General features: G+C 69.6%; 20 protein-coding genes, 1 tRNA gene and 1 riboswitch. Of the genes, 7 read left to right on the top strand and 14 right to left on the bottom strand.

The window, feature by feature from the left end; genetic code table 11:
* Window positions 1–34: 34 nt before the first annotated feature.
* From G6045_RS27275 to G6045_RS27255, 5 genes are all read right to left on the bottom strand, one after another.
* Complete coding sequence (locus tag G6045_RS27275) at window positions 35–493, bottom strand: DUF3592 domain-containing protein (protein ID WP_165334768.1); 459 nt, start codon at window positions 491–493, stop codon at window positions 35–37.
* Window positions 494–622: 129 nt separating this feature from the next.
* Window positions 623–1,222: a lytic polysaccharide monooxygenase auxiliary activity family 9 protein gene (locus G6045_RS27270; RefSeq protein ID WP_165334767.1), complete on the bottom strand. Its 600-nt coding sequence runs from the start codon at window positions 1,220–1,222 to the stop codon at window positions 623–625.
* Window positions 1,223–1,397: 175 nt separating this feature from the next.
* A complete protein-coding gene (locus G6045_RS27265) occupies window positions 1,398–2,063 on the bottom strand; it encodes a nucleoside/nucleotide kinase family protein (RefSeq protein ID WP_165334766.1) in 666 nt (221 codons plus the stop codon).
* Window positions 2,050–3,246, bottom strand: a complete 1,197-nt coding sequence (locus tag G6045_RS27260; RefSeq protein ID WP_165334765.1) for an SPFH domain-containing protein — start codon at window positions 3,244–3,246, stop codon at window positions 2,050–2,052. Before G6045_RS27260 ends, G6045_RS27265 begins: the two co-directional genes overlap by 14 nt.
* 109 nt (window positions 3,247–3,355) lie before the next feature.
* Entirely contained in the window at window positions 3,356–4,627 is a 1,272-nt protein-coding gene (locus tag G6045_RS27255) for a peptidoglycan-binding protein (protein ID WP_165334764.1), read from the bottom strand.
* A gap of 198 nt (window positions 4,628–4,825) precedes the next feature.
* Here G6045_RS27255 and G6045_RS27250 point away from each other — a divergent pair.
* The 4 genes from G6045_RS27250 to glxA all read left to right on the top strand — a co-directional run bounded on the left by G6045_RS27250 (window position 4,826) and on the right by glxA (window position 9,996).
* Window positions 4,826–4,899: transfer RNA gene (locus tag G6045_RS27250), tRNA-Lys, on the top strand.
* A gap of 112 nt (window positions 4,900–5,011) precedes the next feature.
* Entirely contained in the window at window positions 5,012–5,719 is a 708-nt protein-coding gene (locus G6045_RS27245; RefSeq protein ID WP_165334763.1) for a FadR/GntR family transcriptional regulator, read from the top strand.
* Window positions 5,720–6,064: 345 nt separating this feature from the next.
* A complete protein-coding gene (locus tag G6045_RS27240) occupies window positions 6,065–8,041 on the top strand; it encodes a glycosyltransferase family 2 protein (protein ID WP_165334762.1) in 1,977 nt (658 codons plus the stop codon).
* Window positions 8,038–9,996 (top strand): radical copper oxidase GlxA, encoded by a 1,959-nt coding sequence (gene glxA, locus G6045_RS27235; protein WP_165334761.1) that lies wholly within the window; start codon window positions 8,038–8,040, stop codon window positions 9,994–9,996. Before G6045_RS27240 ends, glxA begins: the two co-directional genes overlap by 4 nt.
* A gap of 71 nt (window positions 9,997–10,067) precedes the next feature.
* Here glxA and G6045_RS27230 read toward each other — a convergent pair whose 3' ends face one another.
* Entirely contained in the window at window positions 10,068–11,084 is a 1,017-nt protein-coding gene (locus G6045_RS27230) for a glycoside hydrolase family 6 protein (RefSeq protein WP_165334760.1), read from the bottom strand.
* 250 nt (window positions 11,085–11,334) lie between these two features.
* Here G6045_RS27230 and G6045_RS27225 point away from each other — a divergent pair, with 250 nt between their 5' ends.
* The 3 genes from G6045_RS27225 (at window position 11,335) to G6045_RS27215 (ending at window position 13,766) form a co-directional block, all read left to right on the top strand.
* Window positions 11,335–12,087, top strand: a complete 753-nt coding sequence (locus G6045_RS27225) for a GAF and ANTAR domain-containing protein (RefSeq protein WP_165334759.1) — start codon at window positions 11,335–11,337, stop codon at window positions 12,085–12,087.
* Window positions 12,088–12,586: 499 nt separating this feature from the next.
* Window positions 12,587–12,740: riboswitch (cobalamin riboswitch) on the top strand.
* 34 nt (window positions 12,741–12,774) lie between these two features.
* Window positions 12,775–12,993: a CbtB domain-containing protein gene (locus G6045_RS27220; RefSeq protein WP_165334758.1), complete on the top strand. Its 219-nt coding sequence runs from the start codon at window positions 12,775–12,777 to the stop codon at window positions 12,991–12,993.
* 17 nt (window positions 12,994–13,010) lie between these two features.
* Window positions 13,011–13,766 carry a CbtA family protein gene (locus tag G6045_RS27215; protein WP_165334757.1) on the top strand — a complete coding sequence of 252 codons (756 nt, stop codon included), beginning with the start codon at window positions 13,011–13,013 and terminating at the stop codon, window positions 13,764–13,766.
* Between the two features lie 43 nt (window positions 13,767–13,809).
* Here the strand turns inward: G6045_RS27215 and G6045_RS27210 are convergent, their stop codons facing one another.
* From G6045_RS27210 to G6045_RS27175, 8 genes are all read right to left on the bottom strand, one after another.
* The gene (locus tag G6045_RS27210; protein ID WP_165334756.1) at window positions 13,810–14,472 is read right to left on the bottom strand and encodes a class F sortase; all 663 of its coding nucleotides are present in this window, start codon (window positions 14,470–14,472) and stop codon (window positions 13,810–13,812) included.
* A gap of 4 nt (window positions 14,473–14,476) precedes the next feature.
* Window positions 14,477–15,001 (bottom strand): hypothetical protein, encoded by a 525-nt coding sequence (locus G6045_RS27205; protein WP_165334755.1) that lies wholly within the window; start codon window positions 14,999–15,001, stop codon window positions 14,477–14,479.
* Between the two features lie 90 nt (window positions 15,002–15,091).
* A complete protein-coding gene (locus tag G6045_RS27200) occupies window positions 15,092–15,871 on the bottom strand; it encodes an HAD-IIA family hydrolase (RefSeq protein WP_165334754.1) in 780 nt (259 codons plus the stop codon).
* A gap of 111 nt (window positions 15,872–15,982) precedes the next feature.
* The gene (locus G6045_RS27195) at window positions 15,983–17,515 is read right to left on the bottom strand and encodes an alkaline phosphatase family protein (protein ID WP_328707911.1); all 1,533 of its coding nucleotides are present in this window, start codon (window positions 17,513–17,515) and stop codon (window positions 15,983–15,985) included.
* Window positions 17,516–17,618: 103 nt separating this feature from the next.
* Window positions 17,619–18,710: a zinc-binding dehydrogenase gene (locus tag G6045_RS27190; protein WP_165334753.1), complete on the bottom strand. Its 1,092-nt coding sequence runs from the start codon at window positions 18,708–18,710 to the stop codon at window positions 17,619–17,621.
* A complete protein-coding gene (phnE, locus tag G6045_RS27185; RefSeq protein WP_165334752.1) occupies window positions 18,707–19,525 on the bottom strand; it encodes a phosphonate ABC transporter, permease protein PhnE in 819 nt (272 codons plus the stop codon). The genes G6045_RS27190 and phnE overlap by 4 nt, the downstream gene beginning before the upstream one ends.
* Window positions 19,522–20,244 (bottom strand): phosphonate ABC transporter ATP-binding protein, encoded by a 723-nt coding sequence (locus G6045_RS27180; protein ID WP_165334751.1) that lies wholly within the window; start codon window positions 20,242–20,244, stop codon window positions 19,522–19,524. The genes phnE and G6045_RS27180 overlap by 4 nt, the downstream gene beginning before the upstream one ends.
* Window positions 20,244–21,189: phosphate/phosphite/phosphonate ABC transporter substrate-binding protein (locus G6045_RS27175; protein WP_235968336.1), on the bottom strand; the 946-nt coding region annotated here is incomplete at its 5' end. The genes G6045_RS27175 and G6045_RS27180, both read right to left, overlap by 1 nt.

Genomic DNA, 21,189 nt, shown 5'->3' with positions numbered 1-21,189 from the left:
GCCCCAGAGTCCCCTGCCCTCAACGGACGGGCCATCAAGGCATCATCGGATCCATCCCCGAAGACATCGACGTGTACATCCCCATGAAGACCACGAGGAACGCCACCATCACCCCGAGGAAGACCAGCGTCCCCGTCGTCTGCGCCGTGAGCACCCCGCCCCGCGGCGCGCGAGCGGTCGCCTGCTCCGGGCGCTCCGCCGTATAGTGCACGGGCACGACGTCGCCCTCGAGGATCGTCGCGGGCCCGTTCTCCTCCTCGAAACGGACCGTGCGCCCGTCGCGGGTGACGAACTCGAACACGTGGTGCCGCGTCGTGGTCGTGCTGTCGTCGCTGCGGCGGGTCGTCGTGTAGAAGCGCAGACAACGCGCCTCGGCCGTCAGGCCGCTGGACCAGGCCGCCCGCAACTGCCGGTCACGGCCGACGAGTTTGACCGCGGCCCCGACGAGCACGGCGATCATCAGCAGCGGCACGGCGTAGAAGAAGAAGTCCATGGCATCCCCCCGGATCTGCGCACACCGCTCGAACACGGTGTGCGCAGACCGTATGCCCGCAGGTCAGAGGGGAAGAACTCGATCTGAGCAAGATCTGAGCAACGGGCCGTGGGGGGTTGGTCGGAGCGGTCAGAACTGGACGTCCGAGCACGCGTAGAACGCGTTGCCCGTGTCCGCGATCGTCCAGACCGCGAGGATGACGTGCCGTCCCGACTTGCCCGAAGGCAGCTGGCCCGAGTGCGAGAGCGTCGCCGGGGGCTGGCCGCTGAAGGGCACGGTGAGGAACGGCGCGGTGTCCAGGGACGACCGGGAGAGCGGGGCGCTCTGGTTCCAGCCGTTCTTGGTGATGTAGTAGCGGAAGTCGGTCGTGGAGTGCCGCGCCGTGAACTGCCAGCGGAACGTGTACGTCGATCCGCTCGACACCGACGTGGCCGGCCAGGCGCCGCCGCCCGGCTTGGTGGGCGAGTTGAGCGCGTCGAACTGCCCGAGGCCGGCCGAACAGATCTTGCCGTCCGCCGGACCCGCGGCCGGGAAGCCCTTCGGGCCCTCGACGCTCTGCGGCTCCCACTGGATGGAGCCGCAGCCCGTCACCGTGCCGTTCTGGCAGAGCTTCTGTCGGCTGATGGGCAGGTCGGTGTAGCCGTGGCTGCTGGCGCCGCCGGACGACAGCGCGAACGCGCCGGCCGTCGCCAGGCCCACCAACGCCGCGTACGTCTTCTTTCTCCGCATACTGCTGCTCCTGGGGCTCGTGATGTGGGGGTGAGCTCGAGCTCTGCGCAGTGCTCCGTGCGGGAGTGCTGGAACCGGAAGTCCTGGATCCGAGGTGCGTGATCCGTAGTGCCCGGCTCCGACGTGCATGATCCGGAAGTACAAGGTCCGGTCTAGACCAAGTCTCAGATTATTCTCAGGACTTGAACATGTCCATACCAATAGTGGAGAGGATCCGGTCGGCCCTCCCCCGTGATTCCTCCACGAGTTCACCGTTGGGCCCGTCGTTCGTCCGCACCCAGCCCTCGGCCCCCACCCGCGTACGACCACCCCTCAACTGCCGCTCCACCAGGCGCAGTTGCCGCACCCCACCCGGCGCCTCGACGTACCACAGCGCCGCCATGAGGCCGCGCGCCTCGCGCCAGCCGGGGAGGTCGCAGCCGAGATAGTTCCCCTCGGTGACGACCAGCCGCGCGGACGGTGCGACGCGGTGCCGCGCCGCCACCGGCTCGTCCAGGGTCCGGTCGAAATCCGGTACGTAGAGGTCCCGGCCCTTCTCGGTCAGGACCCGCCTCAGCAGCGCCAGATACCCGTACACGTCGAAGCTCGGCTCCGAACCCTTGCGCTCCGTCAGGCCGAGCCGTTCCAACTGCGCGTTGGACAGGTGGAATCCGTCGAGCGGCAGATACGCGGCCTCCGCGCCGATCCGCTCCACGAGCGCCCGCGCGAGCGTGGACTTCCCGGCGCCTGGCGGGCCCGCGAGGCCGAGCAGGACGCGAGGGCCGGAGGCGGTCAGCTGCCAGGCGTCGGCCGCGAGGGACTCGAGCGTGGGCTCGACGGGGGCGGGCTCAGCGATCTCCATGTCCCGTATAGAACGCCACCGTCAGATCCTTCACCAGGGCCTTGCGCTCGTAGTCGTCCAGTTCGACCAGGCCGCGCATGGTCAGCCGGGTCACCGTGTCCTCCACCGAGTCGACCACCTGGGTCAGCACGCTCTCGCGGTGGCGGGCGTCCAGGGCCGCGATCCGCCGGCGCCGCATCACCTCGGCGACCTCGGGCGCGTACTCGATCCGGGTCGGCTGCGCCGAGAACACCTCGAGGCCGGCCGGATCGGCGTCCGCGACCAGGAGCCGGGTGAGCGCGTCGCCGACGGCTTCCGCGTTACGGAGCGTCGGCCCGTCGCCGTGGAAGGCATCGGCGGGAAGCTGCGAGAGCACCCGCGCCATGGCCGCCTCCACGCACTCGCGCAGATAGGTCTCGTGGTCGTCGACGCCGAGCGTCGCCCGCGCGGTGTCCTTCACGCGCCACACCACGAGCACCACCACCCGCAGTGCGGCCCCCTGCGCGTCCACGGCCGGCAGCGGTTCACTGCGCCAATGCCGCAGCCGTACGTCGACCCGGCGCCGCTTCAGGAACGGGTTGATCCACACCAGACCGGTCCGCCGCACGCTCCCCCGGTACCGTCCGAACAGCGAGACCACCCACGCCCGTCCGGTCCGCCCGCGTCCAAGCCCGCCGAAAGCGCAGAGCGCCAACGCACCCGAGCCGGCGAGCAGCGCCCACTGCGCCGGCCCCGGCTGTGCGCCCTCGATCAGCGGCAGCCTCGCGAGCCGCACCGCGAGCGGCGGCAGCAGACCCGCCCACCACAGCCCCGCCCCGCAGCCCGCGAGCCCCACGGCGCCGGCGGCCACGGCCACGACTCCGGACAGCGCGGAGGCCGGGCGCTCCACCAGCGTCTCGTCGACGGGCAGCACGGCACGTGCGGATGTCCTGGGCAGGGGCCGGCGCACCGCGCGCGGCTGCTCCCCGGTGCCCTGCCGGGCCCGTCCCACCACGGCCGCCGCCGAACCCGGTGCCGCGGCGAAGACGCCGGCCCGGGTCGCCACCCCGGTCACGGACGACGCCCCGCTCCCTGCGGACGCCGCCCCGGCCGCCGGTTCGTCGCGGAACAGCAGATGCACCGGGATCTCGGTGGTCGCCTCGTTCTGGATCAACCGCACGCGCTCGGGTCCCACGGCCCCGGTCCCCGCTTCCGCCGACGTCATCGCACCCTCCGTACCACCGCAGCCGACACCAACCAGCGCCCCGTCACGGGGCCGCTCACCCGACCCGCCCGGCAACCCGCCGGGCCCCTCACGACAACATCCGGACCGCTCACGCGAACAACCGCCGCCATGTCTCCGGCCCCGGCAGACCGTCCGCCGCACCGCCCCGCCAGCCCTGGGTGCGCTGGAACGCCTCGACCGCGCGCCGGTCGGCCTCGCCCCACCGGGGCCCCGGACCCTGCGCGTAGAACCGCCCGTACCCCTTCTTGACGAGCTGCCGTCCGAGCACGGTGATGAACTCGTTCGACTGCCCCGGCCGGAACATCCCGCGCCCCGGGTAGGCCGGCACCCCGCGCGGCGCACCCGGCGCACCGCTCGCCGCGATGTTGCGCCCCTTGCCGCTCGCCAGGTACTCCCAGGTCAGCGGGCCCGGCAGTCCGTCGGCAGCCGTGCCGCGCCAGCCCTGCGCGAGCTGGAACGCCTGCGTCGCACGCCGGTCCGCCTCGCCCCACTGCGGCCCGGGCCCCTGCCGGTAGAACCGTTTGCCGCCGCGCTCGACGAGCATCTTCCCGAGCCGGGTCACATACGGGCTGCGTACGCCGGGCCCGAACGCCGCGCGTCCCGGGTAGCGGGCGGGGGCGCCGGACGCGGCGGCCGTCAGGCCTTTGTAGCGATAGGCCGTATAGCGCTGCGCGTGGTTCCAATACGCGTACGGGGTGGCCTGTTTGCGCGTATGCGGGCGGGCCTGCTCATAGGCGAGGTAATAGGCGCGGGTGTAATCCGTCCAGCCGCCGAAAATCGTCACGTGCGAACCCCTTTCCGGATCGGCGGGATTGTGGAACAACAGAATGTCCCCGGGCTGCAGCTGATCGCGGCTGATTCGCACGGCGAACCGGTCGAGTGTTCCGGTCCACTGATTCGTGCCGAGATTCCAGGCCATCGACACAAAGCCCGAACAGTCCTGCCGGTATCCGTCGCGCCAGTACTTTCCGAGGCTGTACGGCACCTCGGCGGCCACCCATGTCTTGGCCCGCTTGATGATCTCGGCCCGGGTGGTGGGCCGCACCGCGGGAGCCGCCGCGGGTGCTCCGGGCGCGCCGTGCAGCGGGGCGGCGACGCCCTGGGGATGTCCGTCGGGGTCGTCGGCAACGGGCCGGACCAGCGGGTGGGCGACGGCACAGGTGACGGTGGAGCCGGCCGCGAGAAGGGTTCCCGCGGCGGTCACGGTGATCAGTGCGCTCCGCGCGCAATGCGCGGCGGAAATACGGGAGGGGCCCTTGGGCTCCGTATGCCCTAAGCGGAGACAGCCCGCGCAGCCACATGTGCCGCCCACGGGTTCGAATTCATCGAATGCCGGCAGTCCCGCCGTATCGGATCGCATGCGATCTACCTCACACTCGCGAAGGGGCCGGGAAATCGCCGTACGCGGATCTGCATGGTCGTCAGTTTCCCAACTGCTCCCGGATATCGCATGTTGACGGTCCGAATGCTGTACGCATACGGCCCACCCCCCGACCCCCGCGCTCGGGCGTGGTCGGAACCACCCCCGACGATCCGGTAGAGTTCTCCAGGTCAGCGCGCGCCGCTAGCTCAGTTGGTTAGAGCAGCTGACTCTTAATCAGCGGGTCCGGGGTTCGAGTCCCTGGCGGCGCACAGACACGGAAGGCCTCCCACTGCGGTGGGGGGCCTTTCTGCTGCTTACGGGCGGATCTCTTTCTCTCCGTACAGGGTCTGCACGAGCCATCCGCCGGATACGGTGTCGCCCATGGCCAGCGACATACAGGAGCGCATCAAGAAGCTCATCATCGACCGTCGGCTGCCGTCGGGGGCCTCGCTGCCCACCGAGCCCGAGCTGATGGCGCTCCTCGGTGTGAGTCGCAATTCCGTGCGAGAGGCACTCAAGGCGCTTCAGGCGATGGGAATCGTGGAGATCCGGCATGGATTCGGTACCTATGTGGGACCGATGTCCGTCGCACCCATGATCGAAGGACTGACCTTCCGCACGGTCGCGGGCCACTACCGGGGCGAGGACAGCCTGTTGCAGCTCCTGGAGCTGCGCGAGGCCGTGGAGACCGGTCTGATCGCCCGGCTCGCGGGCAGCGTGCCCGCCACCGACCTCGCCGAACTCGACGCGCTCATCGAACGGATGGAGCGCGAGGCCGCCGACGGCGAGGTCGCCGCCGAAACCGACCGCGCCTTCCACGCCACGCTCTACCGCGGCCTGGGGAACCTGCTGCTCGGGGAGGTCCTGGAGGCGTTCTGGGACGCGTTCCACAACGTACGCACCGACCTCGTCGACGTACCGCAGGACCCCAAGGTGACCTGCCGCCAGCACCGGGAGATCCTCGACGCGGTGCGCTCGGGCGATGTCATCCGGGCCGAGCAGGCAATACGCGAGCACTTCGGTAATATTCGTACCCGGCTCGGCTCACCTGCCTCAACTGACCTCTCAAACCACGCGTATGACAAGTAAACACCTTGTATCGCTCTTGCGATCAAGCCAGGGGTCGTAGAACCCTGGCCTGGAGATTGGGAGCCTTGGGCTTCCATGGGGCGGACGGTACGAGGCAGTTGGGGGTTCTCGTCACCGTCACCATGTGAACGGGTGGTACGGGGAGAGGGCCCCGGCCATGAAACGCTGGGGGTCCCGTTCATGAAGCAAGGCGGGGCGGGCATCATGCAACCGGAAGGCACCTCTTCCATGTCCTAGTGACAGGTGAGGTGGCCAGCCAGTGACGCGCCTGTGGGGGTCGAGGGGGACTCCGATGGGCGGAAGGACCGACGAACACGCAGACCAGTGCGTGCGGGGGGATGACTCATGACGTCGACGCCGAGGGGCGCCGGGCCGGGCTCCGACCCGTCCCAGACGCAGCAGTTGCGCGTGCCATCACATCGGACGGGCGGCTTCAGGCGTATCAAGAAGACGCTGCCGAGGTACGACTACGAGCACTACAGCCGGCTCTCGGGGCCACTGACCAACCCCGATCCGAGCAAGCCGTACAAGGTGCAGTACCGGTCGCTGCTCTCGCAGGAGCCGCACCGGATCCGGGCCGCGCTCATGCTGGGCGCGGCGCCGCTGCTCTCGCTCGTGCTGCTCGCCTGGCTGCTTCAGCCGGAGCACTGGACGGAGCGCGACTACGTTCCGAACGCGTATCTGGAGCACCTCGACGTCGTCATGCTGGTCTCGATCGGCCTGATCGAGTTCTTCCGCTGCATGAACGTGCTGTCCAACGCGCATGCCACGCTCGTCGCCCGTGACCCGATCCCGGTCGTGCCGGAGACCGGGACGCGCGTCGCGTTCCTCACCTCGTTCGTGCCCGGCAAGGAGCCGATCGAGATGGTGACCAAGACCCTGGAGGCGGCGGTCAAGCTCCGCCACCGGGGCCTGCTGCACGTCTGGCTGCTCGACGAGGGCGACGACCCGGAGGTCAAGGAGGTCTGCGCCCGGCTCGGCGTGCACCACTTCTCCCGCAAGGGCATCGCGAAGTGGAACCAGAAGAAGGGCCCGCACCGCGCCAAGACCAAGCACGGCAACTACAACGCCTGGCTGGACGCGCACGGTGACGACTACGACTACTTCGCCTCGGTCGACACCGACCACGTGCCGATGCCCAACTACCTGGAGCGGATGCTCGGCTTCTTCCGCGACCCGGATGTCGGCTTCGTCATCGGCCCGCAGGTGTACGGCAACTACGACTCGTTCGTCACCAAGGCCGCCGAGTCCCAGCAGTTCCTGTTCCACGCGCTGATCCAGCGCGCGGGCAACGCGTACGGCGCCCCGATGTTCGTCGGCACCTCGAACGCCGTACGGATCAGCGCGCTCAAGCAGATCGGCGGTCTGTACGACTCGATCACCGAGGACATGGCGACCGGGTTCGAGATCCACCGCCACCGCAATCCGCAGACGGGCAAGAAGTGGCGTTCGGTCTACACGCCGGACGTGCTCGCCGTCGGTGAGGGCCCGAGCGCCTGGACGGACTTCTTCACGCAGCAGATGCGCTGGTCGCGCGGTACGTACGAGACGATCCTCAAGCAGTACTGGAAGGGCTGGTACTCGCTTCCGCCGAGCAAGCTCTTCAACTACACGATGATGATCATCTTCTACCCGATGTCGGCCCTGAACTGGATCCTGGCGGCGCTGAGTTGTGCACTGTTCCTGGGCCTGGGCGCCTCGGGTGTCAACATCGATCCGACGATCTGGCTGATGCTCTACGGCAACGCCTCGGCGCTGCAGATCGGCCTGTACATCTGGAACCGCCGCCACAATGTCTCGCCGCACGAGCCCGAGGGCTCCGGCGGTGTGGCCGGCATGGTGATGTCCGCGCTGTCCGCGCCTCTGTACGCCAAGGCGCTGATCGACGCGATGCTGCGGCGCAAGTCCAAGTTCGTGGTCACACCGAAGGGCGATTCGGCGTCCCCCGACCGCTGGTTCGGGACCTTCCGCTACCACTGGTACTTCATCTTGATCTTCGGCGGCTCGATCGGTGCCGGGTTCTATTACGGGCACGCCCACCCGGCCATGATCATCTGGGGTGTGATCGCGATGCTGATCACCGCCACGCCCATCTTCGTTTGGCGCTGGCAGATCCGCCAGGACAAGAAGAAGCCCAGGTCCGGTGCTCCGGGAAGCGGTCCGGTGGACGGCGCGCACGGGCAGCAGCCGGCTGCGGTGCCACCCCAGGCCGCCGCTCCGCACAACCAGGGCCGGCCCAGCTGGGCCGCGGCCGAGCGTCCCGCTCGGACCGGACGCCCCGACGAAACCATGCAGATCGCCCTTGGGGGACGTAAGAAATGACCGTCGGCACCACGCCGGTGAAGCACACCCGCCGCCGCGCCCGCCGCATAGCGATAGGCGCGGCGGTGGTGCTTGCACTCGCCGGAATGAACGGTCCCGCGCTGTGGCGCTTCGCCTCGGACCAGTACCACGACTACAAGATCAACAGGCCCGAGTACAAGGCCGACAACGGCAAGTGGGACATCGTCGACCTGCCCGACGAGTACAAGCTGAACACGATCCACGCCGCGCTGCTGCACACGGGGAAGGTGCTGCTCGTCGCGGGCTCGGGGAACAACCAGAAGAACTTCGACGCGAAGAAGTTCGACACCGTCCTGTGGGACCCGGTGAAGAACACCTTCAAGAAGATCCCCACCCCCAACGACCTGTTCTGCACCGGGCACACCCAGCTCCCGGACGGCAAGCTCCTGGTCGCGGGCGGCACGAAGTCGTACGAGAAGCTCAAGGGCGATGTGACCAAGGCCGGCGGCCTGATGATCGTCCACAACGAGAACCCGGACAAGCCGATCACCCTGCCCAAGGGCACCAAGCTCACGGGCAAGGAGAACGGCAAGACCTTCGTCCTCACCGAGTCGATCGTCGTCGAGCGCGCGAAGAAGACCTTCGACCCGGCGACCGGCAAGTTCACCGGCAACACGGCGGGCCTCGAGCGCGTCTACGTCGAGGCCACCAAGAGCGGCAAGAAGTACGAGACCGGCACCGAGGACAACTACAAGATCGAGGGGCTCTCGGCCGCCGACGCCAAGAACACCTACGGCATCGCGCAGAAGCTCGCCCTCGACAAGAAGGACTTCCAGGGCATCGACGATGCCTATGAGTTCGATCCGGTGGCCGAGAAGTACATCAAGGTCGACCCGATGAACGAGTCGCGCTGGTACCCCACGCTGACCACGCTCTCGGACGGCCGGATCCTCGCCCTGTCGGGCCTCGACGACATCGGCCAGGTCGTGCCCGGCAACCGCAACGAGGTGTACAACCCGAAGACGAAGAAGTGGAGTTACGTCAAGCAGAACCGGCAGTTCCCGACGTATCCCGCGATCTTCCTGCTGCCCAACGGCGAGCTGTTCTACTCGGGCGCCAACGCCGGTTACGGTCCCGACGACGTGGGCCGCGACCCGGGTGTCTGGGACTTCGACACGAATAAGTTCACCAAGGTCAAGGGTCTGTCCGACCCCAAGCTGATGGAGACCGCCGGCACGGTGTGGCTGCCGCCCGCGCAGGACGAGAAGTTCATGGTCGTCGGCGGCGGCGGTGTCGGTGAGTCGGAGCAGTCCAGCGACAAGACCCGGATCATCGATCTCGACGAGGACAACCCTCAGTTCAAGGACGGGCCCTCCTTCGACAAGGGCACCCGCTATCCGCAGTCCTCGGTGCTTCCCGACGACAACGTACTGATCTCCGGCGGCTCGGAGGACTACCGCGGCCGCAGCGACTCCAACATCCTCGAAGCGCGGATGTACGACGCGAAGACCGGCGATATGCGCAAGGTCGCCGATCCGCTGGTGGGCCGCAACTACCACTCGGGCTCGCTGCTGCTGCCCGACGGGCGCGTGGTCTTCTTCGGTTCGGACTCGCTGTACGCGGACGAGGGCAACACCAAGCCGGGCACGTTCGAGCAGCGTCTGGAGATCTACACCCCGCCGTATCTCTACCAGGGCTCGCAGCCCTCGCTGAGCGGCGGTCCGGACGCGATCGAGCGCGGGGAGTCGGCCACGTTCAAGACGCAGCACGCCTCGTCGATCAAGAACGCGCGGCTGATCAGGCCGAGCGCGTCCACGCACGTCACGGACATCGACCAGCGCTCGATCGCCCTCGATGTGAAGAAGGGCAAGGACAGCGTCACGGTGACGGTCCCGGAGAACAAGAACCTGGTGCAGCCGGGCTGGTACATGCTGTTCGTCACCGACGACCAGGGTGTGCCGAGCGAGGCGCAGTGGGTGGAGGTTCCCGAGTAGAGCCTCGGTACACAAGCACTTGAGGGCGCCCCCTGATACAGGGGGCGCCCTCAAGTGCTTGTGTACGCGGCTTACTTGGCGTTCTTGGCCAGCTCCAATGCGTACTCCGGCCACCACTCGCCGGCCTTCGGACCGCCTCGGCACTCGCCGTCGGACTCACCGGGGCGCTTGATCCACAGGTAGGCGTCGACCCGTTCGTCGGCGGTGTCCACGGTGGGCACCTCGCCGAGCGCGCGGCCCGGCGGATTGCACCAGGGGTCCTTCTCGTCCGACTGCCATACGCCGTTGCCGTTGCGGCTGGTGTCGATGACGAAGGGCTTGGCGCCGACCTTGTCCGAGAGCTGCTTGCCGAACTCGATGGACTCCTCGGTGGTGTAGTAGTTCGAGACGTTCACCGCGAAGCCGTCGGCCTTGTCGATGCCCGCCCGCTTCAACGGCTCGTAGAAGGCGTCGGGGCCGGCCGAGCCCGCGTTGCCGCCGTCGATGTAGACCTTGGTGTTCTTCAGGGCGTGCAGCTTGTCGATGGCGCCCTTGAGCAACTCGTAGCGCTCGTCGTGGAACTCCGGCGGTGTGCAGCGGTCCACGACGTGCAGCAGGGCGTCCGGCTCGAGGATGACGGTGGCCGGGCGGTCCTCGATGCCCTTGGCGACCTCGTCGATGAAGCCCCGGTAGGCGTCGCCGTCGGCCGCACCGCCCTTGGAGAACTGACCGCAGTCGCGGTGCGGGATGTTGTAGAGCACCAGGACCGCCTCGCGGTCGGCCTTCTCGGCCGCCTCGGTGAATTCGCGCGCCTGGTCCTGCGCCGTCTCCGGCACGATCCACTCGCCGGTCGGCTGCTCGGCGATCTTCTTGATCAGATCGGCGTCCGACTTCTTGCTGTCGTCCTTGTACGTCTGGAGCTGCTCGGCAGCGTTCGAGTCGGGGTTGACCCAGTACGGGTCCTTGTCCTTCGGCTGCTGCGTGGCACTCGCCGGATTGTCAGGGTCCTTGTCACCGTCCGACGAGCAGCCGGTCAGAAGCAGCGCCGCCCCCATGAGCGCCGCACCCGTCTGCACCGCCCCACGGAACGTCGCGGAACTGCTGTACATCCACTCCCCCTTGGGTGCACTGTCGGAGCCTCAATCCTGACATAGGTGCACCTGAGTCACGAGGGGCGCCCTCCCTGGTCCGCCGCTTCGTGCACGAGCTGTTACGCGGCCGCGTACGGGAGTGGTCGGGCGGCTCCGTACGAGGCCTGTGAGACGGCTTCGAACGGTTCTTGAGGCGACTTCGCACAGACCCGTTACAGCGCGCGAGATGCGGGTAGGCGCGCAGCGACTTGCGCCTCTGGGAGGACCGATGGTCGAGAGCGGTAGAGATCTGCGACTGGCCGGTGTCCTCGTCGCCGCGGCCGACACCTTGGGCGATCCGTTCAGCATGCCCACGTACCTGAGCCGCTTCGCCGACGACTGTGTGGAGGTGCTCGGCGCGGACGCGGCCGGCATCCTGCTCGTCGGCGCGGACGCCGGTATCTCCATCGTCACCAGCAAGGACCCGCACGGCCGGGTGCGCGGACTCCTCGAGATCCAGCACCAGGGCGGCCCCTGTCTCGACGCCTGCGCCTCCGGCGAGCCGGTGCCGCCGGTGCGGCTCGCCGGGCCCGAAGCCGCCGAGCAGTGGCCGCAGTTGACGGCGCGGGCGCTGCGCGCCGGGATGACCGTGACGTGTGCGGTGCCGCTGCGCCGGGGCGACACCTTGATCGGCGCGCTGAACCTGTTCTCCAACGGGCGGCCCGGGCACCAGCACATGCACCTGGAGCTGGCCCAGCTGCTCGCGGACGCGGCGGCCATCGGTCTGGTGCACCGGCGGATGCACGAGGAATGCACGTCCCTCACCCGGCAGTTGCAGTCGGCGTTGTCGAGCCGGGTCCGGATCGAGCAGGCCAAGGGTCTGCTCGCCGAGCGCTGGGGCGTCAAGGTGGACGCTGCCTTCACCTCGCTGCGCGCGTACGCCCGGCGGATGCGCCGGCCGATCGACTCGATCGCGCAGGAGCTGCTCGACGGGCTGCTGGACGATGCGGCGCTCGAAGCGGACCGTCCGCACCCTTGGTGAGGGAGGGCGGCATCCGGGCGGGGCACCTCCGTCGGGACCGCCTGTCCACGCGCTCGCCCGCCTGCTCGCCTGCTCGCCCGAGCCGAGCGTCCGGACAAACGCCCCGGTCACCGGACGAACCGCCCTGCATTCCGGTCGAGTTGGCGACAACCACCTCTGGGCGAGCCAGGTCTTCCGTTCTAAAGTGAGGGCAACGGCCCCAGCCCCCGGCCGTCGTGGACGACCCCCCTGTGCCGGAGTCCCCGGGTCCGGGCGGCCGCCACAGCCGCGCCCTGTCATGGAGCGGCTGCCTCCGCTTGTGACGACTTCAGCGACTGGTCTTCCCGAACCTCCCGTGCCGGCGCCGGGTTTCTCCCGCAGCCCGAGCGCGCACGGTCGAGGACCGGCCCGGCCGGCGGCTCCGGGGGGAGCGGGCCACCGGCCGGGTCGGGTGCGCCCGGGGCCGCCCGGGGCGAGGGTGACGTAACGGATGCGTGGTTGACAGCCATCCCCCCGAGTTGGGACTCTCCGGACGACAAGTCCATACAACGAGGCGACGGTTGACAGGAACCCGGTGCGAATCCGGGACGGTCCCGCCACTGTGACCGCGTACGAGCTCCGCCCGGAGCATGCGTACACGGAAGTCAGGAACTGACCCGTCGTCCTCCTGCCTTGGGGCGTGGAAACCCCGGAAGGAGACCCACCCGGATGTCACTGCACTCGGCACAGCACCCGAGCACGACGGCTGCCCAGGACGCGACCACCAGGACCCGTGACTGGCTGATCGCCTCGGCCGCCGCGATCGTGGCGATCATCGCCCTGTACGCGATGTTCTTCGATCACGGCACGCTGATCTCGGCGACCGGCGACTATCTGCACGAGTTCGCGCACGACGGCCGGCACCTCTTCGGCGCCCCCTGCCACTGATCGGGGCCCTCGCCGACATGTCGACTCCTGTACTTCCTCTGCTCGGGCGCGGGCTCGCGGCGGGAGGAGCGGCGGGCCTCGCGGCCGGTCTCTTCTCCCTGCTGCTCGCCGAACCCCTGATGGACCGTGCGATACGTCTCGAGGAGGCGCGCTCCCATGAGCACGCCGACGCGGGCGCCGCCGCCGTCCAGCATCACGAGGAGCTCTTCACGCGCTCCACGCAGCACTTCGGTCTGGTCGTCACCTCGGTGGTGTTCGGTCTGGCCCTCGGTGTCCTCTTCGCGATCGCCTACGCCCTCGTGCACCGCCGCGATCCGGACGTCTCCCCCTGGCCGCGCGCGCTGCTGTTCTCGGGCGCGGCCTTCCTCGCGATCTCCCTCCTGCCGGCCCTGCGCTACCCGGCCAACCCGCCGGGCGTGGGCGACTCGTCCACCGTGTCCGACCGCCAGGGCCTGTGGCTGGCCGCCGTCGTCATCGGCGTGCTCGGCATGTTCCTGGTCTGGCAGGTGTACGTACGGCTCGCGGACCGGAGCGTTCCGGTACGGCAGGTCGCGGCGGCCGTGACGGGCGTCGCGGTGCTCGCGGTGCTGTTCGCGCTGCCCGGGAACCCGGACGAAGTCCCCGTGGCGGCAACGCTGTTGTGGGACTTCCGCGTCCTGTCGATCGCCTCGCACGCCGTGCTCTGGGCGGTGTTCGGGGTGGTCTTCGGTGCGCTCGGGCTGCGGGCGTTCAGCCGGGCCGCGGCGCCTGCGGGGGCCGTGCCGGTGAGCTGACCTGCGCCGTCGCTTGACCTTGCGGGGGCTCTGACCTGATCGGTCAGGGCCCCTTGCCCGTCAGGAACGCGGAGGCCACGACATTCGACGAATACGTCTTCGTCGCCCGGTCGAAGGTGCCGCCGCACGTGATGAGCCGCAGTTCGGCACGGTCGTCATGGCGCACCCCGTACGCCTTGTGCGGATCGAAACCGGACCGGTCGTAGACCGCGACCTCCTCGACGGTGAACTCGGCCACCGTGCCGTCCGCCCTGGTCACGCGGACCTTCTCGCCGGGCTTGAGGGTGCTGAGGTTGTAGAACACGGCGGGCCGCGACTCGGTGTCCACATGCCCGACGAACAGCGCCGTGCCCTTCGCGCCGGGCTTCACCCCGCCCGCGTACCAGCCGACGACACCGGCCTGGTCGTACGGCGGCGGTGCGATCGCGCCCTCGCCGTCGAGGCCGCGTTTGATCACGGGGGCCTGGACCCCTATCGACGGGATGTCCACACGGTGCGGGCCCGCCTCGGGCAACGGCTTGATCGCGGGCGGGAGTTCGGCGGCGAGCAGCGGACGGCCGACGGCGGCGACATCGCCGTTCGTGGTGGACGAGCCGTCGGGCACACCGGCGATCTCGCGGCCCCACAGCCACAGACCCACGAGCAGGACGGCCCAGGCGATGCCCGTGAGCAGCCGCCCGCTCCCGGAAGAACGCATCTGCGCCATGGGGCTAGGCGCCACCCCGTCGCCGGCGCACGAAGCGCCCGGCGACGGCGAGGCCCGCCGCGCCCGCGAGCAGCAGCCCGATCAGTGCGTGCCGCCAGCCCGGGCCCGTGCTCGGCTCCTCGGCGCTGAGGGAGGCCGTACCGCCGCCGCCCGCGCGGATCGGGGCGGTGGGGCTGGGCGTGGCCTGGCTGACGACGGTGACGGTGCCCTTGGCCTTGCCGTCCTCGCCGTCACAGGTGACGGAGACGTCGTACGTGCCCGGGGTCGCCGTCGACCGGATCATCGCCTCGCCGCTCATCGGATAGCCGGCGCCGTCCCGCCCGGTGAGGGCTCCGTCGGCGACGAACACCTGCGATTTGGCCGCCCCGGTCGTCCCGTCACACCCCGTGACGCTCAGCTCGACCTGAGCGCCCGGCGTGACGGTACTGGGGCTGACTTTGACCGTGCCGTCGGCCGCGTGAGCAGGTGTGGCGAGCGCGAGAGCGGCGACGGTGGCGCACAGAGTGAGCCTGACCCGGGGTGAGGGCATGGTGGACCTCCTGCGTCGAGCCTCGCGCGCGCGGGTCCGGGGTGCATGCGGGTGTGGGCCGTATGGGTGGCGCGCCCTGCCCGCCGGCGCTCAGACCAGATCCACCAGATCCGCGATCGAGTCCACGATGTGCGACGGCCGGAACGGGTACTTCTCGACCTCTTCCGGGGTCGTGAGGCCCGTGAGGACCAGGTACGTGATCATTCCGGCCTCGAGGCCGGCGAGGACGTCCGTGTCCATGCGGTCGCCGATCATCGCGCTGGTCTCGGAGTGCGCCCCGATCGCGTTCAGACCCGTCCGCATCATCAGCGGGTTGGGCTTGCCCGCGAAGTACGGCTCCTTGCCGGTGGCCTTCGTGATCAGCGCCGCCACCGCGCCCGTCGCCGGCAGCGGGCCTTCGAGGGAGGGCCCGGTCTCGTCCGGGTTGGTGCAGATGAAGCGGGCGCCGTTGTTGATCAGGCGGACGGCCTTCGTCATGGCTTCGAAGGAATACGTGCGCGTCTCGCCCAAAACCACGTAATCGGGGTCCGCATCCGTAAGGACGTAGCCGATGTCGTGCAGGGCCGTCGTCAGACCGGCCTCACCGATCACGTACGCGGTGCCGTTGGGCCGCTGGTCGTCGAGGAACTTGGCGGTCGCGAGCGCCGAGGTCCAGATGTTCTCGACGGGGATGTCCAGGCCCATGCGCTTGAGGCGGGCGTGCAGATCACGGGCCGTGTAGATCGAGTTGTTCGTCAGGACCAGGAACGGCTTTCCGGACTCGCGCAGGCGCTTGAGGAAGGCATCGGCACCCGGGATCGGCACACCCTCGTGGATGAGGACCCCGTCCATGTCGGTGAGCCAGGATTCGATCGGCTTGCGCTCTGCCACGGGACTGATCTCCGCTTCTCGGCCGGTTACAGCTGTCCGGAAAGATGTCCGGACACCGTCAGCCTAACGGGACGGGCCTGGTGCGGCCCGTCCCGTCCCAGCTCATGGACGTCAGCCGAGCCTCACGTTGTCCACGGCCCAGAACCAGTTGTTCGTTCCCGCGTACCGGAAACGGACCTGGACGTCCGAGACGCCCGAGGGCACCTGGAGCGGAAGGCTCTGTGCCTGGGCCGTCGCGTCGGCCGTGAAGGTCTTCACCTGCTGGGGCGCCCCGCCCCCGTACGAGACGAGGACCTGGGCCGTCTGGCCCGCCTCGTGCCGGTAGTGGGTCTGGAAGCGCAGGGTGCGCGTGGTGCCGCCCTGCACCTGCCACTTGGGGCCGACGAGCGTCGAGTCGAACTTTCCGCTGTTGGTCTTGTCGTCCCATTCGTCGGAGTCGGCGACCGCGAAGACATCACGGCCGCGGACGTTCAGCTCGCGCCACTGGTCGCGCTGCGCCTGCGTCCAGAACTCGTCGGTGGTGAAGGACCAGCCCCGCCACTCGGTGACGCCGCCGGTGCCCATCGCCGAGTTGTCCACGGACCAGCCGCTGGGCGCGGTGTGCGTGTAGCCCTTCACGCCGGCCGGGATGCCGGTCTCGTCCGTACGGGCCGCCAGAGATCCCCGTACGGTGTCGAAGGCGTCGTTGTCCGGGGTGTCCAGGGGGACGCCGTCGAGGCCCGCGGTGGAGACGCCGACCTGCTTCAGGGCGGTCGCGGCGACATCGACGAGGCGTACGTCATGACGGACCGAACCCGCCGCGATCCCGGCGCCCTTGGCGATGACGAAGGTGCCGCGCTCCTTGATGTCGGAGCCGCCGTGGCCGCCGCCGTCCTTGTGACCGTGGTCGGTGGTGACCAGGATCTTCCAGTTCTCCTGGGCATAGGTGGCGCGCGAGGTCACGGCATTGAGAACCGTGCCGATGTGCCGGTCGCTGCGGGCGATCGCGTCGAGGTACGCCTGGCTGCCGGGACCGGAGTTGTGGCCGGCGATGTCGATCTCGCCGAAGTAGACGAAGGCCGCGTCCGGGTTGCCGTTCCTCAGCTCGTCGGCGGCGCCCGCGGCGATCTTCGGATCCTCGACGCCGTATCCGTTCGCGTCGCCCTTGAGGCCGAGGCGCTTGTCGACGGTGGGCGAGAAGATCGGCCCGCCCGCGTCGGAGGAGGCGATGGGTTCCCAGTCGGCGGCCGCGTAGGTGTTGAGCGAGGGGTTCGCCTTCTCGGCGCGGGTCAGGAAGTCGGGGTACGTGCCGAACTGCTTGCCCGCGAAGGAGTTGTCCTTCACGCCGTGCTTGTCGGGCCAGACTCCGGTGGCGATGGTCGACCAGCCGGGGCCCGAGGACGTGGCGGCCATCGGCGAGCTGTAGAGGGTGCTGTTCGCGGTGAGGCCCTCGGACATGAGGCGCTTGAGGTTGGGGGCGTTGGCGGCCTTGATGCGGTCGAGGTTGGCGCCGTCGAGGCCGATCACGAGGACCTTGTCCTTGATGGCGGCCGGGGCGGCGGTGGCGGCGCCGGTGGAGAGCTGGATCGTGCCGGCGAGCAGAGCCGTGGCCGTGAGGGCGACCGCCGCGGTGCGGCGGCTGCGTCTGTTGCGGACGATGAGCACGTACTCCTCCTATGTGGGGGCAGAGTTGAGTCGCCGAGGATCCTCGGCGGCCCGGATGGACGTGCGATGACCGGTGTACGACGTCCGGTCGCAGAACGGAAGATCAGCTCCCGGTGGCGGCGGCCTGGTGCGGCCGCACCGCCTGACGCGGCGCTCCCGCTCCGGGGGCTTCCGCTCCGTGGGCTCCCGCGAATGCGGCGTCGAGGGTGCCCAAGTCGTAGGCGCCGCCGACCAGTTCGGCGAAGGGGTACGCCGCGTGGTGGGCTGCGAGGAAGTCCACGGCTCGCTGGAGGTCGGCGGGGCGGTAGTTGTGGACCCCGGTGACCGTGTGCAGTCCGCGGACCAGGCGCTCGGGGTCGAGGGGGACGGCGGGACCGGGGAAGACGGATCCGGCGAGGACCGCGGTGCCGCCGATGGCCAGGGCGCCCAGGCAGGTGCGTACGGCGTCGGGGTGGCCCGAGAGCTCGAGAGCGATCTCGACGTCGACGCCGACGTCTGCCGCCGTCGCGGCTGTTTCCCGAGCCCCGAAGCGCAAGGCCTGCGCACGGCGCTTCGGGTCCGGGTCCGACGCGATCACCTCGGCGCCGGCCTCCGCCGCCATCGCCACGGCGGTGACGCCGAGCATCCCGGCGCCGGTCACCAGGACCCGGCGGCCGTCGAGCGGCCCGGCCTCGGCGAGTACGGCCGCCACCGTCGCGGTGGCGCAGGAGGCCGGGGCGGCCACCTCGTCGGGCAGCTCGTCCGGTACGGCGACGATCGCCGTTCCGGGACGCAGGACGCAGTGGGTGGCGAACCCGCCGGTCAGCGGGGCGAGTTCGTCGAGGAGCTCATGTCCGTACTTGAACAAGGCCCGGCACTTCTGGGTGAGTCCGCGCCCGCACCGGTCGCAGTCGCCGCAGGACGCGGTGACCGACCAGACGACCCGGAGGCCGGGGACGACCGGCGTACCGTCCTGGCAGCGGACGTCACCGCCCGCGGCGAGCACCGTGCCGACCTGCTCGTGTCCGAGCACGCTCGGCGCCGGTGACCGGCGGCGCCCGGTGGCCGTGTGCAGATCGCTGCCGCAGACCGTCGCGAGGTCGATCCGTACGAGGACCTCACCCGGGCCGGGCTCGGCCGCCACCCTCGTATCGACCAGGGTGAAGGGCAGTCCGGGCCCGTCCCAACGCGCGTACCGCACAGGGAGATCCGTCACGACAGCCGCGCCCGTACGAGAGCCGACAAGCGGTCCACCGCGATGATCAGCACGAGCACCACGATGATGTGGGTGAGCATCTCGTCGAACTTGAAGGTCCTGATGGACTGGTTGATCAGGAAGCCGATACCGCCGGCGCCGACCAGACCGAGGACGAGCGAGGACCGTACGTTGACGTCGAAGCGGTACATCAGCAGGCCGGTCATCTGCGGGGTCACCATGGGAAGCAGCGCGTGCGAGGCGACCTGGATCCGGCCGGCGCCGGCCGAGCGGAGCGCGGTGGCGGGCCCCGGGTCGACGTCCTCGATCGACTCGGCCCACAACTTGCCCATCACACCGACGTTGTGGCACACCAGCGCCAGCACGCCGGGGAACGGGCCGAGGCCCACGGCCGTCACGAAGACCAGCGCGAAGACGATCTCGGGGACGGCTCGCAGGAAGGACAGGACCGAGCGCGCCGACTGGTAGACGTAACCCGGCGCCATGCCCCGGGTCGCGAGGAGCGCGAGCACCAGCGAGGCCGGCACCGACAGGGTGGTGCCGAGGAGACCGATCCACAGGGTGGTCCGCGCGCCTTCGAGGCTGGGCTTCAGAACCTCCCAGGAGAGGTTCGGCGGGAAGGCCTCGCCGATGAAGTCCACCATGCCCTGCCAGCCTTCGGCGAAGGCGGTCACGGACATGCCGGTGGTGTTCCAGGCGAAGACATGGGCGGCGACGACCACGGCCGTGATCACCAGAGAGATGATCTTCCGCTTCGGCTGCCGGGGCTTCGGCGGGACGGTCAGCTTGCGGACCTCCTGCTGCAGGACGGTCATGACACGGTCTCCACGCTGAGGGGGTTGATCGGGCTGTACAGATGGTCGACCGGCTGATCGGGCGCCCCGTCGAGCGCCACCTGCCCGTCGCGCATCCCGACGACCCGGTCGGCGTGCCGGGAGGCGAGTGCCGGCTGGTGCAGTACGGCGAGCACCGCCATGTCCTCGTCGTGCGCGAGCTCCGCGAGCAGCGCGAGGACCTGTTCGGACGCGGCCGGGTCGAGGGCCGAGACCGGCTCGTCCGCGAGCAGCACCTTGGGCCGCTGGCACAGCGCGCGGGCCACGGCGACCCGCTGCTGCTGGCCGCCGGAGAGGCTGCCCGCCTTGTCGTGCGCCCGGTCGGCGAGCCCGACCCGGTCGAGGCAGGCCATCGCCTCCTCCTTGACCTCGGCCGGGAACAGCGCCGGCACAAGGGACTTGTGCAGCGGCAGGCGGCCGAGCGCGCCCGCGCACACGTTGTCGAGGACCGAGCGCCTTCGTACGAGATGGATGTGCTGGAAGATCACGGCGATGTCGAGCCGGCCCGCGGGCTCGCCCCCGACCAGGACCTCGCCCGCGGTCATGGGCTGGAGACCCGCGGCGGCGCGCAGGAGTGTGGACTTGCCGCATCCGTTGGCGCCGAGGACGGCGAGCAGTTCGCCGCGCCCGACGGTGACATCCACGCCGTACAGCACCTGCTGCGCGCCGTAATGCACCTTGATCCCGGTCAGGGCGAGCATCAGACGTCCTTCTCGCTCAGGTCGAGGTCCTCGGCGAGGTCGAACAGCGGCTGGTAGGTCTTGTTGTCGACCTTGATCAGCGGTCCCGCGGGGTCGACGTCGAGCAGCTTGCCGATCTCGGCGACCTTGTCGGCGGGCAGTTCGAGCAGCGCCTTCTGGAGGGCCTGCTTGAACTTCGGGTCCATGTCGCCGCGTACCGTGATCGGGTCGTTGGGGATCGGGTCCGAGGTCCACACCTGGCGGAACTTCGCCTGGTCGAACGTGCCTTCCTCGGTGGCGACGGCGAGCTGCTGCGAGTTGATCTCGGCGGCGTCGACCTTGCCGTTGGTCAGGGCGAGCAGCGCCTCGGGATGGCCGCCGGCGTAGTCGACCTTGACGTCCTTCTCGGCGAGACCGGCGTCCACGACGGCCTGGCGCGGCAGCGCGTCACCGGAGGTGGAGCCGGGCGAACCGAGCGCCAGGGACTTGCCCTTGAGGTCCTTGACGGACTTGATGTCCGAGTCCTTGGGGACCCATATGCCGGCGGTGTACGTGGAGAGCTTGCCCTTCGCGTCACCGAACGAGGCGAGCGCCTCGGCGTCGGCGCGCTTGCTGGCGAAGACGTAGCCGAGCGGGCCGAACATGCCGATGTCGAGCTTGCCGTTCTCCATGGCGAGCACCTCGGCCGAGTAATCCTCGGTGATGGTGAGTTCGACCGGGCAGTCGAGCTGCTTGCTGAGGCCGTCGGCGAGGGCCTCGGCGGCGGGGGTCAGCTTGGAGGGGTCCTCGAACGGCTCGACGCCGAACCGGATCTTGCCGCCCGGGCAGGTGGCGGATGCCTTGCCGCTGTCGGCTCCGTCATCGCTGCCGCAGGCGGCGGTGAGGGCCAGGGAGGCGACGAGGACGCCGGCGAGGGTGAGTCGGCGCAGGGACATGGTGGTCTCCGGGGTGAGGGAGCGGGGAGGG

Source organism: Streptomyces mesophilus (assembly GCF_011044995.1).
Classification (GTDB): Bacteria; Actinomycetota; Actinomycetes; order Streptomycetales; family Streptomycetaceae; genus Streptomyces; species Streptomyces mesophilus.
The sequence above is the reverse complement of the archived record's forward strand: the minus strand, read 5'-3'. Positions and strand labels throughout refer to the sequence as shown.